Below are 18,491 nucleotides of genomic sequence, written 5' to 3'. Positions count from 1 at the left end.
ACGAACCACCGCGTACCGGGGCCGAACGGGTGAAATCGGACGCGGAGTCCCGACCGTGATCACGACGACGGGCCGGCACCGTGCGGTGCCGGCCCGTCGTGCGGAGCCGTCAGCGGTCCCTCGGCGACGCGTCAGGGGGTCGGCGTGACCGCCACGAGGTCGTCGACCGTGAAGACGTACGGCAGGTTCGTCGTCGACGCCGACACGTACGTCACGAGGCCCACACCACCGGGCGCCTGGAGACCGGCGAGCGTGTTGGTCGTCGTGCGCTGCCAGTCGGGCTCTGCCTGGCCGTCCTTCCACACCTTGCCGCGCAGCGTCGTCGTGCCCGTGCCCTCGACGGACATCCGCACGCGCAGCCGGTCCCCCGCCGCGACGGTCAGGCCCGCGACGCTCGTGCTCGCCAACGTGATCTCGCCGCCCGAGACGCGCGTCAGGTACAGCGTGACGGCGCCGTCCGCACCCACGCGCAGCTTGGTCCGGTACTCCTCGGCGCCGACCTTCCGGCCGGTCAGGGAGACCACCACGGCGCCCGCGTCCGGCAGCGCCGGGAACCCGAGCACCGCCTGCACGTCGGTCCGGTCGGACTGCACGCCGTCGAGGTAGGCCGCGGCCCCGCCGCCGGCCACGGGGACCGACATCCGGCCGACCCCGTCACCGACCGAGAACCGCTGCGCCGCGCCGACGAGGCTCCACGCGCCACCGGCGTCGGCCGAGCCCCAGCCGCCGGCCACAGTCCGCGCGAACGCGTCCTGCGCGAGCGCCGCCGGGTCGGGCTCCGGGTCGGGGTCGGGCTCCGGGTCCGGGTCCGGCGCGGGGGCCGTGACCGTGACCTGACGGGTCACGCTCGCGGTCGCACCGTCGTCGTCCGTCACCGTGAGCGTCACGGGGTAGGTCCCCGCCGTCGCGTAGGTGTGCGACGCCGTCGCACCCGTCGCGGTGGCACCGTCACCGAACGTCCACGCCCACGACGCGACCGTGCCGTCCGAGTCGGACGACGACGACCCGTCGACCTGCACCGCCAGGTCCGCGACCTGCTCGGTGAACGCCGCGACCGGAGCCACGTTCGCGGGCGGCGGCGGCTCCTCCTCGCCCGGGGGCTCCTCCTCGGCGGGCGGCTGCCCGCCCGGCCCGACGGCCACGAGGTCGTCGACCGTGAAGACGTACGGCAGGTTGGTCGTCGAGGCCGACACGTACGTCACGAGGCCGACGCCACCGGGCGCCTGGAGACCCGCCAGGGTGTTGGTCGTCGTGCGCTGCCAGTCCGGCTCCGCCTGGCCGTCCTTCCACACCTTGCCGCGCAACGTCGTCGTGCCCGTGCCCTCGACGGACATCCGCACGCGCAGCCGGTCCCCCGCCGCGACGGTCAGGCCCGCGACGCTCGTGCTGGAGAGCGTGATCTCGCCGCCCGAGACGCGCGTGAGGTAGAGGATGACGCCACCGTCCGCGCCCACGCGCAGCTTGGTGCGGTACTCCTCGGCGCCGACCTTCCGGCCGGTCAGGGAGACGACCACGGCGCCGGCGTCGGGCAGCGCCGGGAAGCCGAGCACCGCCTGCACGTCGGACTGGTCCGACTGCACGCCGTCGAGGTAGGCCGCGGCCCCGCTGCCGCCGACCGGGACCGACATCCGGCCCACGCCGTCACCGACCGAGAACCGCTGCGCCGCGCCCACGAGGCTCCACTGCCCGCCGCTGTCGGCCGCGCCCCAGCCGCCCGAGACCGTGCGGGCGAACGCGTCCTGCGCGAGCACGCCGGGCTCGGGGTCCGGGTCCGGGTCGGGCGCGGGGGCCGTGACCGTGACCTGACGGGTCACGCTCGCGGTCGCACCGTCGTCGTCCGTCACCGTGAGCGTCACCGGGTAGGTCCCCGCCGTCGCGTAGGTGTGCGACGCCGTCGCACCCGTCGCGGTGGCACCGTCACCGAACGTCCACGCCCACGACGCGACCGTCCCGTCGCTGTCCGACGACGACGACCCGTCGACCTGCACCGCCAGGTCCGCGACCTGCTCGGTGAACGCCGCGACCGGAGCCACGTTCGCGGGCGGCGGCGGCTCCTCCTCGCCCGGCGGCTCGGTGCCCGGGACGACGGCCGTCAGGTCGTCGAGGCGCACCGTCACGGGGACGTTGGTCGTCGACGCGCTCAGGTACGTCACGAGGCCGACGCCACCGGCGGACTGGAGGCTCGTCGTCGAGTTCGTGACCTCGAGGCGCCACGCGGCCGGCTCGGGCTCGCCGTCCTTCCAGACGACGGTCCGCAGGGTCGTGGGCGACGTGCCCGTCACCTCGAACCGCGTCCGGAGGCGGTCACCCACGCGGTACGTCAGGCCCTGGACCGTTCCCGAGGCGAGCGTCAGCTCGGACCCGGAGGCGAGCCGCGTGATCGAGAGCGTCACGTCGCCGGCCGCCCCGACCCGCACGCGCGACCGGTACTCGTCGTTGCCGACGCGCCGGCCGGTCAGCGAGGCGAGCACGGCGCCCGCGTTCGGGAGCTTGTCGAGCGACACGGTCGCGCGCAGGTCGGTGTCCGTCGCGGAGACCGGGAGGTAGGACGCCGCGCCACCGCCGGCGACCGGGAGCGTGTGCCACCCGACGCCGTCCGCGACGGAGAACCGGCTGAGCGCGCCGATGTACTCCCACGCGCCGCCGACGTCGGCGGTCCCCCAGCCGTTCGACTCCGTCCGGCTGAACGCGTCGGACGCGATCACGCCGGCCGGCGGCGGGTCGGTCACCGTGACCGTCCGCGACGTGGTCGCCGTCGCGCCCCGGTCATCCGTGACCGTGAGGCGGACCTCGTAGTCCCCTGCGGCGGCGTACGTGTGCGACGCCGTGGCACCGCTCGCGGTGGCGCCGTCCCCGAACTCCCAGGCCCACGACTCGACGGCCCCGTCCGGGTCCGTCGACGTCGACCCGTCGACGGCCACGGAGAGGTCCTCGACCGACTCGGTGAACGCGGCCGTCGGGCGCTGGTTGAGCGGCCCGCGGCCCAGCTCGTCGTGCAGCGCGACCTGCGCGGGCGTCAGGGCCGACGCGTAGACCGCGACCTCGTCGATCGTGCCCGCGAAGTACGGCTGCGAGACCCACGATCGCTCGCCGCCGACCTTCCAGTACCCCGCGTAGCTCGGCGCGACCGTGACAGACGGCTCGGCGGCCACCTCGACGCCGTCGACGTAGAGCCGCATGCCGGCCCCGGACTGCGACGCGACGACGTGGTGCCACGCGTCGTCGTTGTAGGCCGCGCTCGAGCGGATGACCGTCGTGCCGTTGTTGCCGACGCCGAAGCCGACCCGGCCGTCGGGCTCCATGACGATCTGGCGGTCGCGGTTCACCGACAGACCGGTGGCCGACGCGCCGAAGCTCGCGATCGTGCCGCCCGCGGTCGTCGTCGTGCGGAACCACGCCTCGACCGAGTAGATCCGCGGGTTGGTGACCTGACGCGTGCTCACGAGGAGGCCGTTCGAGCCGTCGAACGTCACGGCCGACCCTGGCACGCCCACGAGCGCGTCAGGTGCACCGAGCGTGTAGCCGCCACGGTAGGTGCCGGGCGTCGCGTAGAACGACGCGTCCGCGGCCGTGGTGCCCGTGGTCTCGTCGGTGCGCCAGTACAGCTCGGGGCCGAGCTCCTGCACGGCCTTGCCGTACGCATCGGCCGGGGTCGGCGGGAGCGGCGACGTGCGCCCGCCCGCCGCGTAGTGGGCGGCGATGCGGGCGTGGGTGAGCTCGCTGTGGTAGATCGCGACCTCGTCGATGGTGCCCGCGAAGTAGTTGCTCAGGGGGCGGTTGGCCCATCCGGCGAGGTTGTCCCCGCCGACGCGCCAGAAGCCGTACGCGGGGCGCCCGGTGGTGGCGTCGCCGCGCGACCCGACGCGCTGACCGTCGACGTACAGGCGCATGCCGTTGGACCCGAGGGTCGCCGCGACGTGGTGCCACTGGCCGTCGTTGTAGGACGACGCGCTGGTGAGCGCGAGGCCCGAGGAGCCGCCGCGCGTGCCCCAGTTCAACCGGCCGTTGTTGTCCATGTAGACGTGCCGGTCCGTCAGCGGCGAGTTCCCCGACGGCAGGTTGCCGAACGCGACGATGCCGCCTCCGCGCGTCGTCGTCGTCCGGAACCACGCCTCGACGGTCAGCTCGTTCTCGCCCCACGCGTCGGTGCGCGTGACCGCGATGCCGTTGGCCGTGCCGTCGAACGTCGCGGCGCCCGCCGAGCCCGGGACCACGCCCGCCGCTCCGCGCGTCACGCCCGTCCCGGGCGCGAGGTCGTTCCAGCCCGCGCCGTCCTCGAAGCGCGTCCCGGCACCGGTCTCGCCGAGGCTCCAGACCGAGGCGGGCTCGTCGGTGAGCACCTCGTCGCGGTACGAGCTCGGGACCGGCGCGGCACCCGATGCCGTGATCGTCACCGTGTCGCCCCACGCGATGTTGCCGTAGGGGTCGATCGCTCGCAGGCGGTACCGGTACTCGGCGCCCGGCGTGAGGCCGGTGTCGAGGAAGCCCATCGGGGGACGCTGGTAGAACGTGGACGGCTGGACCGTCGTGTACACCGGCGACGCGGTGTTGCTGTTGCGGATGAGCTCGTAGCGCAGCTCGCGGTTGTCGCGGTCGTGGTTCGCGAGCCACGACAGGCGGACCTGGCCCGACTCGGTGGACGTGGCCGTGAGCTCGAACTTGCCGCCCGTGAGGACGGGACCCTGGGCGTTCGGAGCGACCTCGCGCGTCACGAAGCGGACGAGGCCCTGCTGGGCCGTGCCGTTGACGTCCGTGAACTCCCCGGCCATGAGGACGTAGCCGTCGGCCGCCGTCACGGTCCAGGGCCCCTGGTTCTGCCCCGTGTGGTCGCCGGGCTCCATCGTCGGGAACCAGTTGAGCAGCGACGGGGTGGGCCGCCCCTGGAAGTTCGCGTACCCGTACTGCTCGCGCGTGGCGACGCCCGTCGCCGCCTTCGTCATCGCCGTCGCCGGTGCGAAGCTCCACGGCTCGGTCTGCGGGAAGCCCCCGATGTTGGCGCAGTAGTGCTTGTGGCTCGCCTGGTAGACGACGTCGCCCACCGGCCACACGCCGTAGGTGTCGCCGTGGCAGTCCTCGAGCCAGCGCAGCGCGCCACCGTCCCACTCGGCCGCGAACGTGCCCTCGAGGTTCCCCTCGTTGCGCCCGTAGGTGTAGCCCGTGCCGTAGACGAGCTCGCCGTCGCTCGCCAGCGACGTGAACGACGCCGTCGTCCCGCCGTTGCGCACGATCGAGTTGGCCGCGAACGGGAGCAGCGCGCCCGTCGTGGCGTCGACCGCACCGACGCCGTAGCCCGGGTTGGTCGAGCCGTTGAGGCTCGTGAACGACCCTGCCGCGACGATCTTCGACGCGTCGGGCGAGAGCACCATGGCGTTGACGCCGCTGCCGCCGGCCGCGGACGGCGCCCACGGCAGCAGCGAGCCGTCGGTCGCCCGCACCGCGGCGAGCCGTGCGCGGGACTCCGTGCCCACGGCGTTGAACAGCCCGCCGAACCAGACCGTGTCGCCGTGCGCGACGATCGCGCGGACCTTCGCGTCGGGCTTGGGCAGGAACGACGTGTCGAGCGCGCCGGTGGTGGCGTCGATCGCCGCGATGCGCCACACCGACGCGCCGTTGACCTGCGTGAAGTCACCGCCGATGTACAGCGTGCGTCCGTCGGGCGACGCCGCGATCGAGAGCACCTGGGCGTTCGTCGTCGGCGCGAACGAGGCGATGAGGCCTCCGGTCCGCAGGTCGTACGCGAGGAGGTTGCTCCGCGGGACCGTGTTCACTCCGGGCGCCGCACCCGCGGGCCGCGCCGTCGTGAACTCGCCGGCCGCGTACACCGTGTCGCCGACGACGACCTGCTGCCAGACGACGCCGTCCACCTGCACCGTGGGCAGCGCGTCGGCCGAGACCGTGACGGGTTCGGCGGGGTCGGCGGGCATCGTGTCGGCGGCTGCGGGCAGCACCGTGCCGGCGAGCACCAGGCCGGCCCCGGTCAGCGCTGCGAGCAGACGGGTCAGGGGACGGCGGGACGGCAACGACATCTCAGGACCTCACGCTGGCGGCGGCCGGGGAAGCCGCGCGGACGGACAACGGTACGTCGGACGACCCACCCCACACCGGCACCGAACGGGTGAAATCGGGACATCGATCGCGTATCGGGACGGCGACGGTCAGGGCGCCACGACCCGCACCTCGTCGAACGCGACCGTGAGCGGCACCGCCGTCGTCGACGACGCCAGGTGCACCAGCACACCGACGCTCCCGGCCTGCTGGAGGCCGGTCGCCGTGTCCGTCGCCGTGAGCTGCGGCGTCGTCGGCGGCGCGGTCCCGGCCTCCCACGCCGTCGCGCGCAGCGTCGTCGGCGACGTGCCGACGAGCTCGAGCCTGACCGTGAGCGCCTCCCCCGCGGTGAGCACGCCCGGCACCGCGGTCGAGGCGAGCGTCGTCTCGGCGCCCGACGCCGTCCGCACCAGGTAGAGCAGGAGCGACCCGTTGGCCGCCACGCGCACCTTCGCCCGCAGCTCGGCCGTGCCGACGCGGCGCCCGGCGACCGACACGAACGCCGTGCCGCCGGCCGGCAGGCGGTCCAGGGACAGCACGGCGGTCGTCGTCGCGGACGTCGCGCTCACCGCGCCGAGGACGGCCCCGCCCCCGGTCCCGGCGCTCGGCACCCGGATGCGGCCCGCGCCCGAGGAGACCGAGAAGCGGTCCGCCGGCCCCTGGGTCGTCCAGGCGCCGCCGACCTCCGCCGGTCCCCAGCCGTTCGTGACCGTGCGGGAGAACGTGTCGGTCGCCACGACTCCCGCGGGGGGCGGCGAGTCGACCGTGACCTGCCGCGTCGTCGTGCCCACGGCGCCGTCGTCGTCGGTCACGGTGAGCCGGACGGTGCGCGTCCCGGCCGACGCGTACTGCTTCGTCACCGTCGACCCCGTCGCCGTCGTGCCGTCGCCGAGGTCCCAGGACCAGGCGGTCACGGTGCCGTCCGGGTCGCTCGAGCCCCGGCCGTCCAGCGAGGCGGTCAGCCCGGACGCGGTGGCGGTGAACGACGCGGTCGGCGCGACGTTCGCCGACGTCGTGCGCCCGAGCTGGTTGTGCTGCGCGACCTCCGTGTCGGTCAGCGCCCGCGGGTACACCGCGACCTCGTCGATGCTGCCGGCGAGGTAGAAGCTCGAGGGCTGCCCGTTCCAGCCCGTGAGCCGGTCGCCGCCGATGCGCCAGTAGCCGTCGGTCGGGGCCGCTCGCGTCACGTCCGTGCGCGACGCGACACGCACGCCGTCGACGTACAGCCGCATGCCCGCCGGCGAGAGCGTCCCGACGACGTGGTGCCACTGGCCGTTGTTGTACGACGACGGGCTGTTCACCGTCAGGGCGGCCGCGGGCCGGACGCCGAAGAACACGCGCCCGCCGTTGTCGAGGTACAGGTGCCGGTCGAGCAGGATCGAGTCCCCGGTCGCCGCGTCGCCGAACCCGAGGATCTTCCCGCCGCGCGTCGACGTCGTGCGGAACCACGCCTCGAGGCTCAGCACGTCGCCCACGCGCATGTACGTCCGTGTCGCGGTGTACTCCGCGCTGGTGCCGTCGAACGTGTAGGCCGTGCCGCCCGACGCGAGCGCGCCGGACGTGCCGCGCGTGACACCGGACGGGACCGTCATGTCGTTCCAGCCGACCGCGTCGTACGCGCGCGCGCCAGAGCTCTCGCCGAGCCGCCAGTGGCTCGTCGCACCGTGCGCCGCGACGGCGTCGCCGTACGCGTCGCGCACCGCGGTCGCCCCCGAGACGACGACGTTGATCGAGTCGGACCACACCAGGTTGCCGTACGGGTCCGCGACGCTGAGCCGGTAGCGCTGCGTGCTGCCGACCGGCAGGCCCGTGTCGACGAACCCCATGGGCGGTCGCTGGAACCACGTCGAGCGCTGGACCTGACGCAGCACGGGGTTGGCCGTGTCGCTGTTGCGCACGAGCGTGTACGTCAGGTCCCGGTTGTCCGGGTCGTGGTTGGCGGTCCACTGCACGCGCACCGTGCCCGACGAGGGCGAGTGCCCGTTGAGGTCGATCTTCCCGGCCGACACGAGCGGTCCCGTCCGGTTCGGCGCGACGGAGGCCACGGCGAAGCGCACGAGCCCCTGCTGCGGCACGCCGTTGATCGACCGGAACTCCCCGCCCATGACGACGTGGTCCCCCGCGGCCGTCACGTGCCACGGACCCTGGTTCTGGCCGGTGTAGGTGCCGATCTGGAAGTTCGGGTACCACGCGAGCATCGCGGGGACCGGCCGCCCCTCGTAGTTGGTGTAGCCGAACTGCTCGCGCGTCGCCGTGCCGGCGACCGCGCGCGTCACGACCGTGCCGTGCTGGTACGGCCACGGGACGGTCTGCGGGAAGCCCCCGATGTTGCCGCAGTAGTGCTTGTGGCTCGCCTGGTACACGACGTCGCCCACCGGCCACGCCGAGTAGGTGTCGCCATGGCAGTCCTCGACCCAGTGCAGCGCCCCGTCCCAGGTCGCGGCGAACGTGCCCTCGAGCGTCCCGCCGGCGCGACCCACGGTGTACCCCGTCCCGTAGACGAGGCCCGCGTCACCCGACAGCGACGTGATCGCACCGTTCGTCCCGCCGTTGCGGATGAGGGAGTTGACCGCGAACGGCAGGCTCGCGCCCGTGGACGGCGACAGCGCCGCGAGCCCGTAGCCCGGGTTCGAGGAGCCGTTGAGGCTCGTGAAGGACCCGCCGACGACGAGCCGCGACCCGTCGGGCGACATGACCATCGCGTGCACGCCGCTCCCGCCGGCCGCCGTCGGCGCCCAGGGCAGCAGGCCGCCGTCGGAGGCCCGCACCGCGGCGAGCCGGCCGCGCGCCGACGAGCCCACCGCGCTGAACCCGCCGCCCAGGTACACCGTCGACGCCGTCGCGACGATCGCGCGCACGCGGTAGTCCGGCCGCGGCAGGAACGAGGTCACGAGCGCGCCGGTCGCGCGGTCGAGCGCCGCGACGCGCCACACGCCCGCGCCGTTGACCTGCGTGAAGTCGCCGCCGATGTACAGGCGCGAGCCGTCGGGCGACGCGGTGATCGCCATGACCTGCGCGTTCGTCCGCGGCGCCCACGACGTGACGAGCTGGCCCGTGCGGATGTCGTACGCCACCAGGTTCGCCCGGGAGACCGTCGACGTCCCGGGCGCTGCGCCTGCGGGCCTGGCGGTCGAGAAGCTGCCCGCCGCGTAGACGGTCGTCCCGACGACGACCTGGCTCCACACGACCCCGTCGATCTGCACCGTCGGCAGCGGGTCGGCCGAGACCGTGACCGGCTCCCCCGCGACCGAGGGTCGCGTGTCGGCGCTCGCGGGTGGACCCGACCCGACCTGGACCAGGGCGAGCAGGAGGGCGGCAGCGGCGGCGAGGGCGAGGGCCCTCGGGGCGCGGAGCGACGGGGTGGTGCGCATGGCGACCTCGATCCGGCCGCGGGACCGGCGCTGGTCCCGCTCGGGCCACCGTAACCCTGACGAAACGGTCGATCCAGACCTTTCGGACACCGGTCGCGCGGTCGACGGGTTTTCACCCGGCATGCCGAGGCGCGTTTCCCGACGTCCTCCGTCAGACGTCGGCGGGGCTGCCCCGGAACACGACGACCGGCGCCTGCGTCGAGTAGCTGACCTCGAGGGCCACGGTCGAGCGCGACCCCTCGTCGACGGCGAACACGTAGACCCCCGTGACGGAGTCGCCGGCGCCGAGGGTGCCCGAGAACGGGTCCGACGGCGGGCCGAGCATCGGCAGCCCGGGGTTGCCCTCGTCGTCGGTGAGGTTGACCGTGACGGCGCCCAGGTCGACGGCGGCACCGGTCGAGTTCGTGAGCTCGACGGTGAACGAGAGCGCCGGGCCCGACCGCTCGCCGGGCCCCTGCGCCTCGGCCGTGATCGCCTCGACCGCGGCGAGCTGGGACGTGACGCCCGTCCCGAAGTCGGCGGTCTCCTCAAGCGGGACCGGCTCGGCGGTGGGCAGCACGCCGTCGGGCGAGTCACCGCCCGTGGCGCCGGAACCTCCCGTGTCGCCTCCCGTGTCGCCCCCCGTGTCGCCTCCCGCGTCCTCGCCGAGCTCGTCCGGCTCCTCGGTCTCCTCGGGCTCCTCGCTCGCGTCGGGGCGCGACGTCACCGACGGCGACCCGGACGACGACGGGCTCGGCTCGGCCCCGGGCTCGTCCGTCGTGCAGCCCGCGAGCAGCAGGGCCGCGACGAGCAGCGCGGCGGCGCGCCGGACGTCACGCACCGGACGTCACCGTCTGGGCCAGGCGCACCATGTCGCGGCGCCACTTGAGCAGCGCGAGGACGAGGTGTCCCGCGGAACCGGCGAACAGCAGCGTGTACGCCCAGAAGAACGCCTGCGGGATGGCGAGCAGCACGAACGCCAGGCAGAGGATCCCGTAGTCCGTCGGCAGCACGAGCAGCCGCCGCAGCAGCGGGACGGGTGCCGGCGGGGGCGTCGGGACGCCCGTCCGCGCCGCGACGCCGCGCTTGAGCTGCTCGTTGAGGATCATCGCGAAGAACGAGACCGCCCCGACCGCCGTGAACCCGACGGGCACGAGGAGCCACGCCTCGGACGGCAGGTCGAGGAAGCGGTACGCCATGACGAGGACCGCGAGGTGGAGCGTCGAGATCTTGATGCTGTCGACGACGTGGTCGAGCCACTCGCCCGCGACGCTCCCGCCGCCCCGCAGCCGCGCGACCTGCCCGTCGGCCGAGTCGAACGCGTAGCCGACGACGAGCGCGAGCGGCACGAGGACGGCCGTGAGCAGGCCCGGGCCGACGAGCGCGACGAGCGCGATGCCGGTGAACGTGAACGCGGCGCTGATGCCGGTGACCGCGTCGGGCGTCAGCCCGCGCCGGTACGCCCACGCCGCGAGGAGCCGGCCGAGCGGCCGGTTGACGAGGATCGAGTACGCGGGCGCCCCGGGTGCCGCGGCCTTCTGCGCCGACGCGAGGCGGCGCACCACGTCGCGGTAGGACTCGCGGCCCGCGGCGGACCTGTCCCCGTCGGCGGTCGCCCGGCCCGTCCTGCCGCCCGCTGCCGTCCCGGCGGCCCCGCCCGGTGCCGCGGTGGCGACCCGCCCCGGCTCGGTCCCTGCCTGCTCGTGCGAGATGCGCACCGTCCTCACGCTCCCCTCGTGACCGACGGCGTCCGGCGCGCCGTGCCGTCGTCGGCCGCGCCCCCGGCGAGCCGGCGGCACAGGTCCTCGTAGCGGGACGCGACGTCGTCCCAGTCGTACCGCGCAGCCTCGACGAGCGCCGCGGCCGCGCGCCGCCGCGTCCCGGCGACGTCCTCCTCGGCCAGCTCGACCTCGCGCGCGACGTCCTCGGGCGTGGTGAACCAGCGCCCGCTCGCACCGAGCACCTCGCGGTTGAAGGACACGTCGAACGCCGTCGTCGCGGTGCCCGCGCCGAGCGCGCGCAGGAGCGACGGGTTGGTGCCCCCGACGGAGTGACCGTGCAGGTAGGTGCGCGCGTTCGCGTAGAGCTGGTCCAGCAGCTCCTGGTCCCAGACGCCGCCGAGGAACCGGACCCGCTCGTCGGCGAGCGCGTGGACCTGTGCGGTGTACGTGTCCGAGTAGGGGTCCGAGCCCACGACGACCAGCGGCAGGCGCGCGCCGCTGCGCCGGTAGCCGTCCACGATCACGTCGACGTGGTTCTCGGGCTCGAAGCGCGCGACGACGAGGTGGTACGCGTCGGCGACGAGGTCGAGCTCGACCAGCCGGTCCGACACCTGGGGCACGGCGGGGGCGCCGTACGTGATGAGGTCGGTGGGGACGTCGAAGCGCTCGCGGTAGTAGTCCTGGATGCCCTGCGCGTCGGCGATGAGCGCGTCGGACCAGCGCACGGCGAGCGCCTCGGCGCGGCGGTAGTACCGCTTGCCGGCCCCGCCCCACTTCGCGCGTTTCCACTCCAGGCCGTCCACGTGCGTGGCCACCGGGATCCGGGCCGCGCGCACCACGGGCAGCCACGGGGCGTTCGCGGCGTTGAACACGATCGCCGCGTCGGCGCCGTGGCGCGCGAGGTGCGCGACCGACAGGCCGGTGTGGCTCAGCGTCTCGAGCGAGCGGCTGCGCACGGCCGCGAGGTGCACGAGCCGCATGCCCAGGTGCTCCGCACGGTCGTCCTCACCCTCGACGCGCCGGCAGTAGACGGTGACCTCGTGCCCGCGGGCCGCGAGGCGGCTGCCGACCTCCTCGACGCACGTCTCGAAGCCGCCGTACCGGGCCGGCACACCTCGCGTGCCGACCAGCGCGATCCTCACAGCCGTGCCTCCGTCTTCCGCCGGCCCCTTTGCCGCCGGGCTGCTGCTGCGTCGGTGCCTCACGGCACCACTCTCGCCCCCGGTGCGCGTCAGACGTGATCGTCGTCACCCGATCGGAGCAACGGCGACGCACACGGACGCCCGACCACGGGGGACGGTGATCGGGCGTCCGGTGCGCGGGTTCTCAGTAGGCCCCTGACCCCGTGACGACGGCGCGAGCGGTCTTCCAGAGGATCATGAGGTCCATCGCGAGGGACCAGTTGTCGACGTAGCGCAGGTCGAGCCGCACCGACTCCTCCCACGACAGGTCCGAGCGGCCCGAGACCTGCCAGAGGCCGGTCAGACCGGGCTTCACGCGCAGCCGGCGCTGGACCGGGTCCTCGTACCGCGCGACCTCCTCGAGGAGCGGCGGACGGGGCCCGACGAGCGACATGTCACCCCGCACGACGTTGAACAGCTGGGGCAGCTCGTCGATCGAGAACCGACGCAGGACGCGGCCGATCGGCGTGACGCGCGGGTCGTGCTTCATCTTGAACAGCACGCCCGCGCCCTCGTCCTGGTCCGCGAGCCGCGCACGCCGGGCGTCCGCGTCGACGTACATGCTGCGGAGCTTGTAGAGGGTGAAGGGCACGCCGTCCACGCCGACGCGGGTCTGCGTGTAGAACGCGGGACCGGGCGACGTGAGGCGGACGAGCAGCGCCGCGACACCGAGGGGCAGCGCGGCCGCGAGCAGGAACATCGTGCCGAGCGTGCGGTCGACCAGCGTCTTGCCGACCATCCGGCCGCGCGGTGCGCCGACCTCGACCTCGAGCAGCGACAGGCCGGCCGCCGGCCGGACGCTGAGCCGCGGGCTCGTGACCTCCTGCAGGTCGGGTGCGACGACGAGCTGCGCACCCGCCCGGTCGAGCGCCCACGACAGGCGCCGCAGCGCCTCGCCGCTCAGCGGGGACCCGGCCACGACGACGACCTCGACGGCACGGTCGGCGACGACCTGCGGCACGTCCGCGATCGCCCCCACGACGGGCACGTCGGGCTGCACGGCGTCGTCGTCGATGCCCGGCAGGCACACGCCCGTCACGTGGTAGCCGTGGTACGGCTCCCGCGCGAGGTCCGCGACGACGCGACCGACCGCCACCGGGTCGCCCACGACGACGGTGCGCTTCATGCAGTCACCCTCGACGCGTGCGCGGTGCAGCACCTTGCGCAGCGCGTAGCGCGCCGCGAACGCGAGGAGCGCGATGAGCGGGACGCCCACGAACACGAGGGTCCGCGGGATCTCCGCCTTGATGCTGTAGCTGCCGGCCATGAGGAGCACCGCGCTGCCGGCACCGGCGCGCAGCAGCGCCTGGAACTCGGTCGGTCCGTCGCCGAGGTGACGGAGGTCGTAGCCCTTGCCGAGCATGACGAGCACGCAGAACCCGAGCGCGGTCGCGACGACCAGACCGACGGTCCGTGGCGTGACGCCGTACAGACCGGGCAGGAGCGCGCCGGCGACACCGGTCGCCACGGCGGCGTCGGTCAGCAGCACGCGGAGCCGGTAGCCGACGGCGACGTCCGCCCACCGCCGGACGGCGTGCGGGACGTTGTGCGGCGTCTGCCGCATCTCGAACGGCTGCGCGGAGGCCCACGACCTCCGGGGCTCCACAGCGCGGGCGCGGCGGTCCTGGCCGTCCAGGACTGCTTCGCGGTCGACGGCGAGCGTCACTCGGCCTCCCCTTCCCAGCGGTCCTTCGAGCGCTCCGAGGCTATACCTGGGCAATCGCCCGAGACACCCTGGTTGTCCGGATTTCACCCGGTTGGCACACAGGTGTGACGGAACCCACGTCGGGCTCCTGACCGGTCCGCGGGCGGTTCCCGCGGGCCGGCGGCCGGCTCATGCCGGCGAGTGGAAGCGCTGCTGCGCCGCCGTGAGGCCGTCGGTGACGACCATCTCCACGGCGTCGGCCGCGGCGTCCAGGAGCCACGGGAGCTCCTTGCGCTCGACCGTCCCGAAGTCCTTGAGGACGAAGTCGGCGGGGTCCGTCCGACCGGGCGGGCGGCCGATGCCGACGCGCACCCGGACGTAGTCCTTGGTCCCCAGCGCCGACGAGATGCTGCGCAGGCCGTTGTGGCCGCCCTCGCCGCCGCCGGACTTGAGGCGGACCTGCGCGAACGGGATGTCGAGCTCGTCGTGCACGACGACGACGCGGTCCACGGGGACCTGGAGGTACTGCACCAGCGAGGCGACCGGCCCGCCCGAGACGTTCATGTACGACGTCGGCTTGGCGAGCAGGACGCGCGGCCCCGGGACACCGCCCGGAAGCACGCCGAGCCGCACGTCGGCGACCTGGGCGCGGCTGCGGTGGTTGCCGAACGTGCCCCTCGTCCGGCGCGCGAGCTCGTCGAGGACCATCTGACCCACGTTGTGCCGGTTGCCCGCGTACCCCGGTCCGGGGTTGCCGAGCCCGACGACGAGCCACGGGGCGCCAGAGGCCCCCGCGACGCCCGGGGTGCCCGGGGTGCCCGGGGTGCTCTGTCCGGTCGGTCCGCTCATGCACGTGCCTCCTGGATCAGCAGGCGACGCCCGGACCCCACCGGGGGCCGGGCGTCGCGACGGGTGCGGGAGGGGATCAGGCCTCCTCGCCGGCCTCCTCGGCGGCCTCGGCCGGCTCGGCGGCGCCGGACTCGGCCTCCGCCTCGCCCTCCTCGGCACCCTCGTCGACCTGCGGCGCGCTGAGCACGACGACGGCCGTCTCGGGGTCCGTCAGGAGGGTCACGCCCGACGGGAGGGAGACCTCACCGGCGGTGACGGACGCACCGGCCTCGAGACCCTCGACCGACACCTCGAAGCCCTCGGGCAGGTGCGTGGCCTCGGCCTCGACGTGCAGCGTCTGCGACTCCACCATCGCGAGCGCGCCGCCGGCGGCCTCCCCGACGACGTGCACCGGGACCTCGACCGAGATCTTCTCGCCCTTGCGGACCGCGAGGAGGTCGACGTGCTCGATGACGTTCTTGACCGGGTCGCGCTGGACGTCCTTCGCGATGGCGAGCTGCGTCGAGCCGTCGAGGTCGATCGCGAGCAGCGCGTTCGCGTGCTTGAGCGCGAGCATCGTCTCGTGGCCGGGGAGCGTGATGTGCAGCGGCTCCTCGCCGTGGCCGTAGACCACGGCGGGGATCTGGTGCGCGCGGCGGATGCGGCGCGCGGCGCCCTTGCCGAACTCGGTGCGGGTGCTGGCGGTCAGCTTGGTCTCGGACACGGTGGCTCCTGGTGGTTCGGACGGCACGGTCGGTGCCGGCGGCGCGAGCGGTGACGGTGGTCGCCGGCACCGGGGCGGTACGCGGCGGTGGCCTCGGCGCGGGACGCAGGACGGACGCGCAGGACGACCGCCGCGTCAATCACGGAGTCGGTCCCGCTGTGCGGTGGTGGCTCGTCGGCGGTCGCGCACCGGTCCTGCTGGTGCCGCGCTCCGCCCGGCCGTCCGACGTCCCTCGCCGAGGCAACAGCCCACGAGCCTACCGCATGCCGTCCGGCCGGACCGGGCCGGGGAGCGACCCAGGCTCCCCCCGGCCGCCCGTGCCGGGGGCGAGCGTCAGGAGGCGCCGTCGAACAGCGACGTGACGGAGCCGTCGTCGAACACCTCGCGGATCGCGCGCGCGAGGAGCGGCGCGATCGACAGCACGGTCAGCTTGTCGAACTGGCGGTCCTCGCTGATCGGCAGGGTGTCCGTCACGACGATCTCGCGTGCCCCGCACTCCTGGAGCCGGTGGGCCGCGGGGTCGGACAGCACGCCGTGGGTCGCCGCGACGATCACGTCGCGCGCACCCGCGGAGAGCAGGACCCGGACGGCCTCGGCGATCGTGCCGCCGGTGTCGATGAGGTCGTCGGTGAGGATGCACGTGCGCCCCTCGACCTCGCCCACGACGCGGTTGGCGACCGCCTTGTTGGGCTGGCGGATGTCGCGCGTCTTGTGGATGAAGGCCAGCGGGCAGCCGCCGAGCTTCGCGGCCCACTGCTCCGCGACGCGGATGCGTCCCGCGTCGGGCGAGACCACCGCGACGTTCGTCGGGTCCACGCGCGTGCGGACGTAGTCGACCAGGAGCGGCATCGCCCAGAGGTGGTCGACGGGGCCGTCGAAGAAGCCCTGCGTCTGCGCCGCGTGGAGGTCCACGCTCATGAGCCGGTCGGCGCCCGCGGTCTTGAACAGGTCCGCGACGAGGCGGGCCGAGATCGGCTCGCGGCCGCGGTGCTTCTTGTCCTGGCGCGAGTAGCCGTAGAACGGCAGCACGACCGTGATGGTCTTGGCCGAGGCGCGCTTGAGCGCGTCGACCATGAGCAGCTGCTCCATGATCCACTGGTTGATCGGCGCGGTGTGGCTCTGCAGGACGAACGCGTCCGTCCCGCGCACGCTCTCGGAGAACCGCACGTAGATCTCGCCGTTGGCGAAGTCGTACGCCGTCGTCGGCAGCAGCTCGACGCCGAGCTCCCGGGCCACGTCCTCGGCCAGCTCGGGGTGCGCCCGTCCGGACATCAGGACGAGTCGCTTCTCGCCGTCGCTGCTCGTGATCCCGGTCATGTGCTCGGAGCCTTCTCTCGTGCGGGTCGGACGACGTGTCAGCGGTCCTGGCCCGCGGCCTGGCCGCGAGCGAGCTCCTGCTGGGCCTGGGGGGACAGCTCGGGCTCGTCGTCGAACGAGCCGAGAGCGGCGCGGGCGGCGTCCGCGGAGCCTGTGTCCGGCCGACGCCGCAGCACCCAGCGCTCGATCGTGCGCTGCGGTGCGGTGTTGATGCCGAGGGCGCCCGCGGGGACGTCGTGCCGGATGACCGAGCCCGCCCCGGTGTAGGCGCCGTCGCCGATCTCGACCGGCGCGACGATCGCGTTGTCCGAGCCGATCCGCACGTGCGAGCCGACGGTCGACCGGCTCTTCGCCACGCCGTCGTAGTTGACGAAGATCGTCCCGGCGCCGACGTTGCTGTGGTCGCCGATCGTCGCGTCGCCGACGTACGACAGGTGCGGGACCTTCGAGTGCGCGCCGATCTCGGCGTTCTTGGTCTCGACGTACGCGCCGATCTTGCCGGCATCGCCCAGCACCGTCCCGGGCCGCAGGTAGGAGAAGGGCCCGACGGTCGCGCCCGCGCCGATGCGCGACGACGACCCGTGCGTCCGGACGACCGTGGCGTCCTCACCGACCTCGACGTCCGTGAGGGTCGTGTCGGGCCCGACGACGGCGCCGCGGCCGACGCGCGTGCGGCCCAGCAGCTGCGTCCCCGGGAGGACCGTGACGTCCTGCGCGAGCTCGACCTCGACGTCGACCCACGTCGTCGCGGGGTCGACGACGGTCACGCCCGCGAGCATCCACTCGGTGACGACCCGTCGGTTGAGCTCGGCGCGCAGCACCGCGAGCTGCGCGCGGTCGTTGGCGCCCTCGACCAGCACCGGGTCGTCGACGCGCACGGCGCGCACCGCCCCGCCGTCGGCGCGCGCGATCGCGAGCACGTCCGTCAGGTAGACCTCGCCCTGCGCGTTGTCGCGGCCCAGGCGACCGAGCGCCGAGCGCAGGACGGCGGCGTCGAACACGTAGACCGAGGAGTTGATCTCGCGGATCGCGCGCTGCGCGTCGTCGGCGTCCTTGTGCTCCACGACGCCGAGCACCGCCCCCGTGCCCTCCTCGCGGAGGACGCGGCCGTAGCCCGTCGGGTCCTCGACCTCGGTGGTCAGGACCGTGACCGCGTTGCCGTCCGCGACGTGCGCGGACAGCAGCTCGGCGAGCGTCCCGCCGTCGAGCAGGGGGATGTCGCCCGCGAGCACCACCACGGGTCCGTCGACGACGTCGAGCCCGCGACCCTCGCGCCCGTCGTGCGCTGCGCGTGCGTGCGCGGCCGCGTCGACGACGGCGAGCCCGCACTGGACCGCGCGGCCCGTCCCGGGCACCTCGTCCTGGTCGGCGACGAGCACCTGCGGGTCCACCTCGCGCGCGTGGGCGGCGACGAGGTCGCGCTCGTGCCGCACGACGACCGCGAGCAGCTCGGGGTCGAGCGACCTCGCCGCGGCGAGCGCGTGGCCGAGCATCGAGCGGCCGGCGAGCGTGTGGAGCACCTTGGGCGTCGCGGACCGCATGCGGGTCCCCTCGCCTGCGGCGAGCACGACGACGGCGGCGGGGCGTGGGGTGGTCACTCGGGCTCCCGTCGGGTGTGCCGTCCTGCGGCGCGCTGGTCCAGCGGCCGACGGCGGATGGGCCTGGCGATGCGCCACTCTA

The 18,491-nt window shown here is 74.3% G+C and carries 10 protein-coding genes; all 10 read right to left on the bottom strand.

Features of this window, described 5'->3' with window-relative positions; all coding sequences use genetic code 11:
• Window positions 1–131 precede the first annotated feature (131 nt).
• Entirely contained in the window at window positions 132–6,026 is a 5,895-nt protein-coding gene (locus tag IEV86_RS16165; RefSeq protein WP_188484756.1) for a PKD domain-containing protein, read from the bottom strand.
• Window positions 6,027–6,155: 129 nt separating this feature from the next.
• A complete protein-coding gene (locus tag IEV86_RS16160; RefSeq protein ID WP_052426130.1) occupies window positions 6,156–9,416 on the bottom strand; it encodes a LamG-like jellyroll fold domain-containing protein in 3,261 nt (1,086 codons plus the stop codon).
• Window positions 9,417–9,567: 151 nt separating this feature from the next.
• A complete protein-coding gene (locus IEV86_RS16155) occupies window positions 9,568–10,236 on the bottom strand; it encodes a hypothetical protein (RefSeq protein WP_052426129.1) in 669 nt (222 codons plus the stop codon).
• Window positions 10,229–11,113 carry a CDP-alcohol phosphatidyltransferase family protein gene (locus IEV86_RS16150; RefSeq protein ID WP_229734699.1) on the bottom strand — a complete coding sequence of 295 codons (885 nt, stop codon included), beginning with the start codon at window positions 11,111–11,113 and terminating at the stop codon, window positions 10,229–10,231. The genes IEV86_RS16155 and IEV86_RS16150 overlap by 8 nt, the downstream gene beginning before the upstream one ends.
• A 5-nt stretch (window positions 11,114–11,118) precedes the next feature.
• Complete coding sequence (locus IEV86_RS16145) at window positions 11,119–12,258, bottom strand: DUF1972 domain-containing protein (RefSeq protein ID WP_043605594.1); 1,140 nt, start codon at window positions 12,256–12,258, stop codon at window positions 11,119–11,121.
• Window positions 12,259–12,442: 184 nt separating this feature from the next.
• Window positions 12,443–13,963: a sugar transferase gene (locus IEV86_RS16140; RefSeq protein WP_043605593.1), complete on the bottom strand. Its 1,521-nt coding sequence runs from the start codon at window positions 13,961–13,963 to the stop codon at window positions 12,443–12,445.
• Window positions 13,964–14,131: 168 nt separating this feature from the next.
• Window positions 14,132–14,791, bottom strand: a complete 660-nt coding sequence (gene pth / locus IEV86_RS16135; protein WP_081978670.1) for an aminoacyl-tRNA hydrolase — start codon at window positions 14,789–14,791, stop codon at window positions 14,132–14,134.
• A gap of 76 nt (window positions 14,792–14,867) precedes the next feature.
• Window positions 14,868–15,494 carry a 50S ribosomal protein L25/general stress protein Ctc gene (locus IEV86_RS16130; RefSeq protein ID WP_043605591.1) on the bottom strand — a complete coding sequence of 209 codons (627 nt, stop codon included), beginning with the start codon at window positions 15,492–15,494 and terminating at the stop codon, window positions 14,868–14,870.
• A gap of 333 nt (window positions 15,495–15,827) precedes the next feature.
• Window positions 15,828–16,811 carry a ribose-phosphate diphosphokinase gene (locus IEV86_RS16125; RefSeq protein ID WP_043605589.1) on the bottom strand — a complete coding sequence of 328 codons (984 nt, stop codon included), beginning with the start codon at window positions 16,809–16,811 and terminating at the stop codon, window positions 15,828–15,830.
• 38 nt (window positions 16,812–16,849) lie between these two features.
• Window positions 16,850–18,409, bottom strand: coding sequence for a bifunctional UDP-N-acetylglucosamine diphosphorylase/glucosamine-1-phosphate N-acetyltransferase GlmU (gene glmU / locus IEV86_RS16120; protein ID WP_043605587.1), 1,560 nt, complete (start codon window positions 18,407–18,409; stop codon window positions 16,850–16,852).
• Window positions 18,410–18,491: the final 82 nt, after the last annotated feature.

The organism is Cellulomonas carbonis, from assembly GCF_014636275.1.
In the GTDB taxonomy this organism is placed as follows: domain Bacteria; phylum Actinomycetota; class Actinomycetes; order Actinomycetales; family Cellulomonadaceae; genus Actinotalea; species Actinotalea carbonis.
The sequence above is the reverse complement of the archived record's forward strand: the minus strand, read 5'-3'. Positions and strand labels throughout refer to the sequence as shown.

Coding starts and splice junctions, on each gene's coding strand:
- pth (WP_081978670.1), bottom strand. CDS start 14,791: ATGAGCGGACCGACCGGACAGAGCACCCCGGGCACCCCGGGCACCCCG.
- IEV86_RS16125 (WP_043605589.1), bottom strand. CDS start 16,811: ATGACCGGGATCACGAGCAGCGACGGCGAGAAGCGACTCGTCCTGATG.
- IEV86_RS16165 (WP_188484756.1), bottom strand. CDS start 6,026: ATGTCGTTGCCGTCCCGCCGTCCCCTGACCCGTCTGCTCGCAGCGCTG.
- IEV86_RS16160 (WP_052426130.1), bottom strand. CDS start 9,416: ATGCGCACCACCCCGTCGCTCCGCGCCCCGAGGGCCCTCGCCCTCGCC.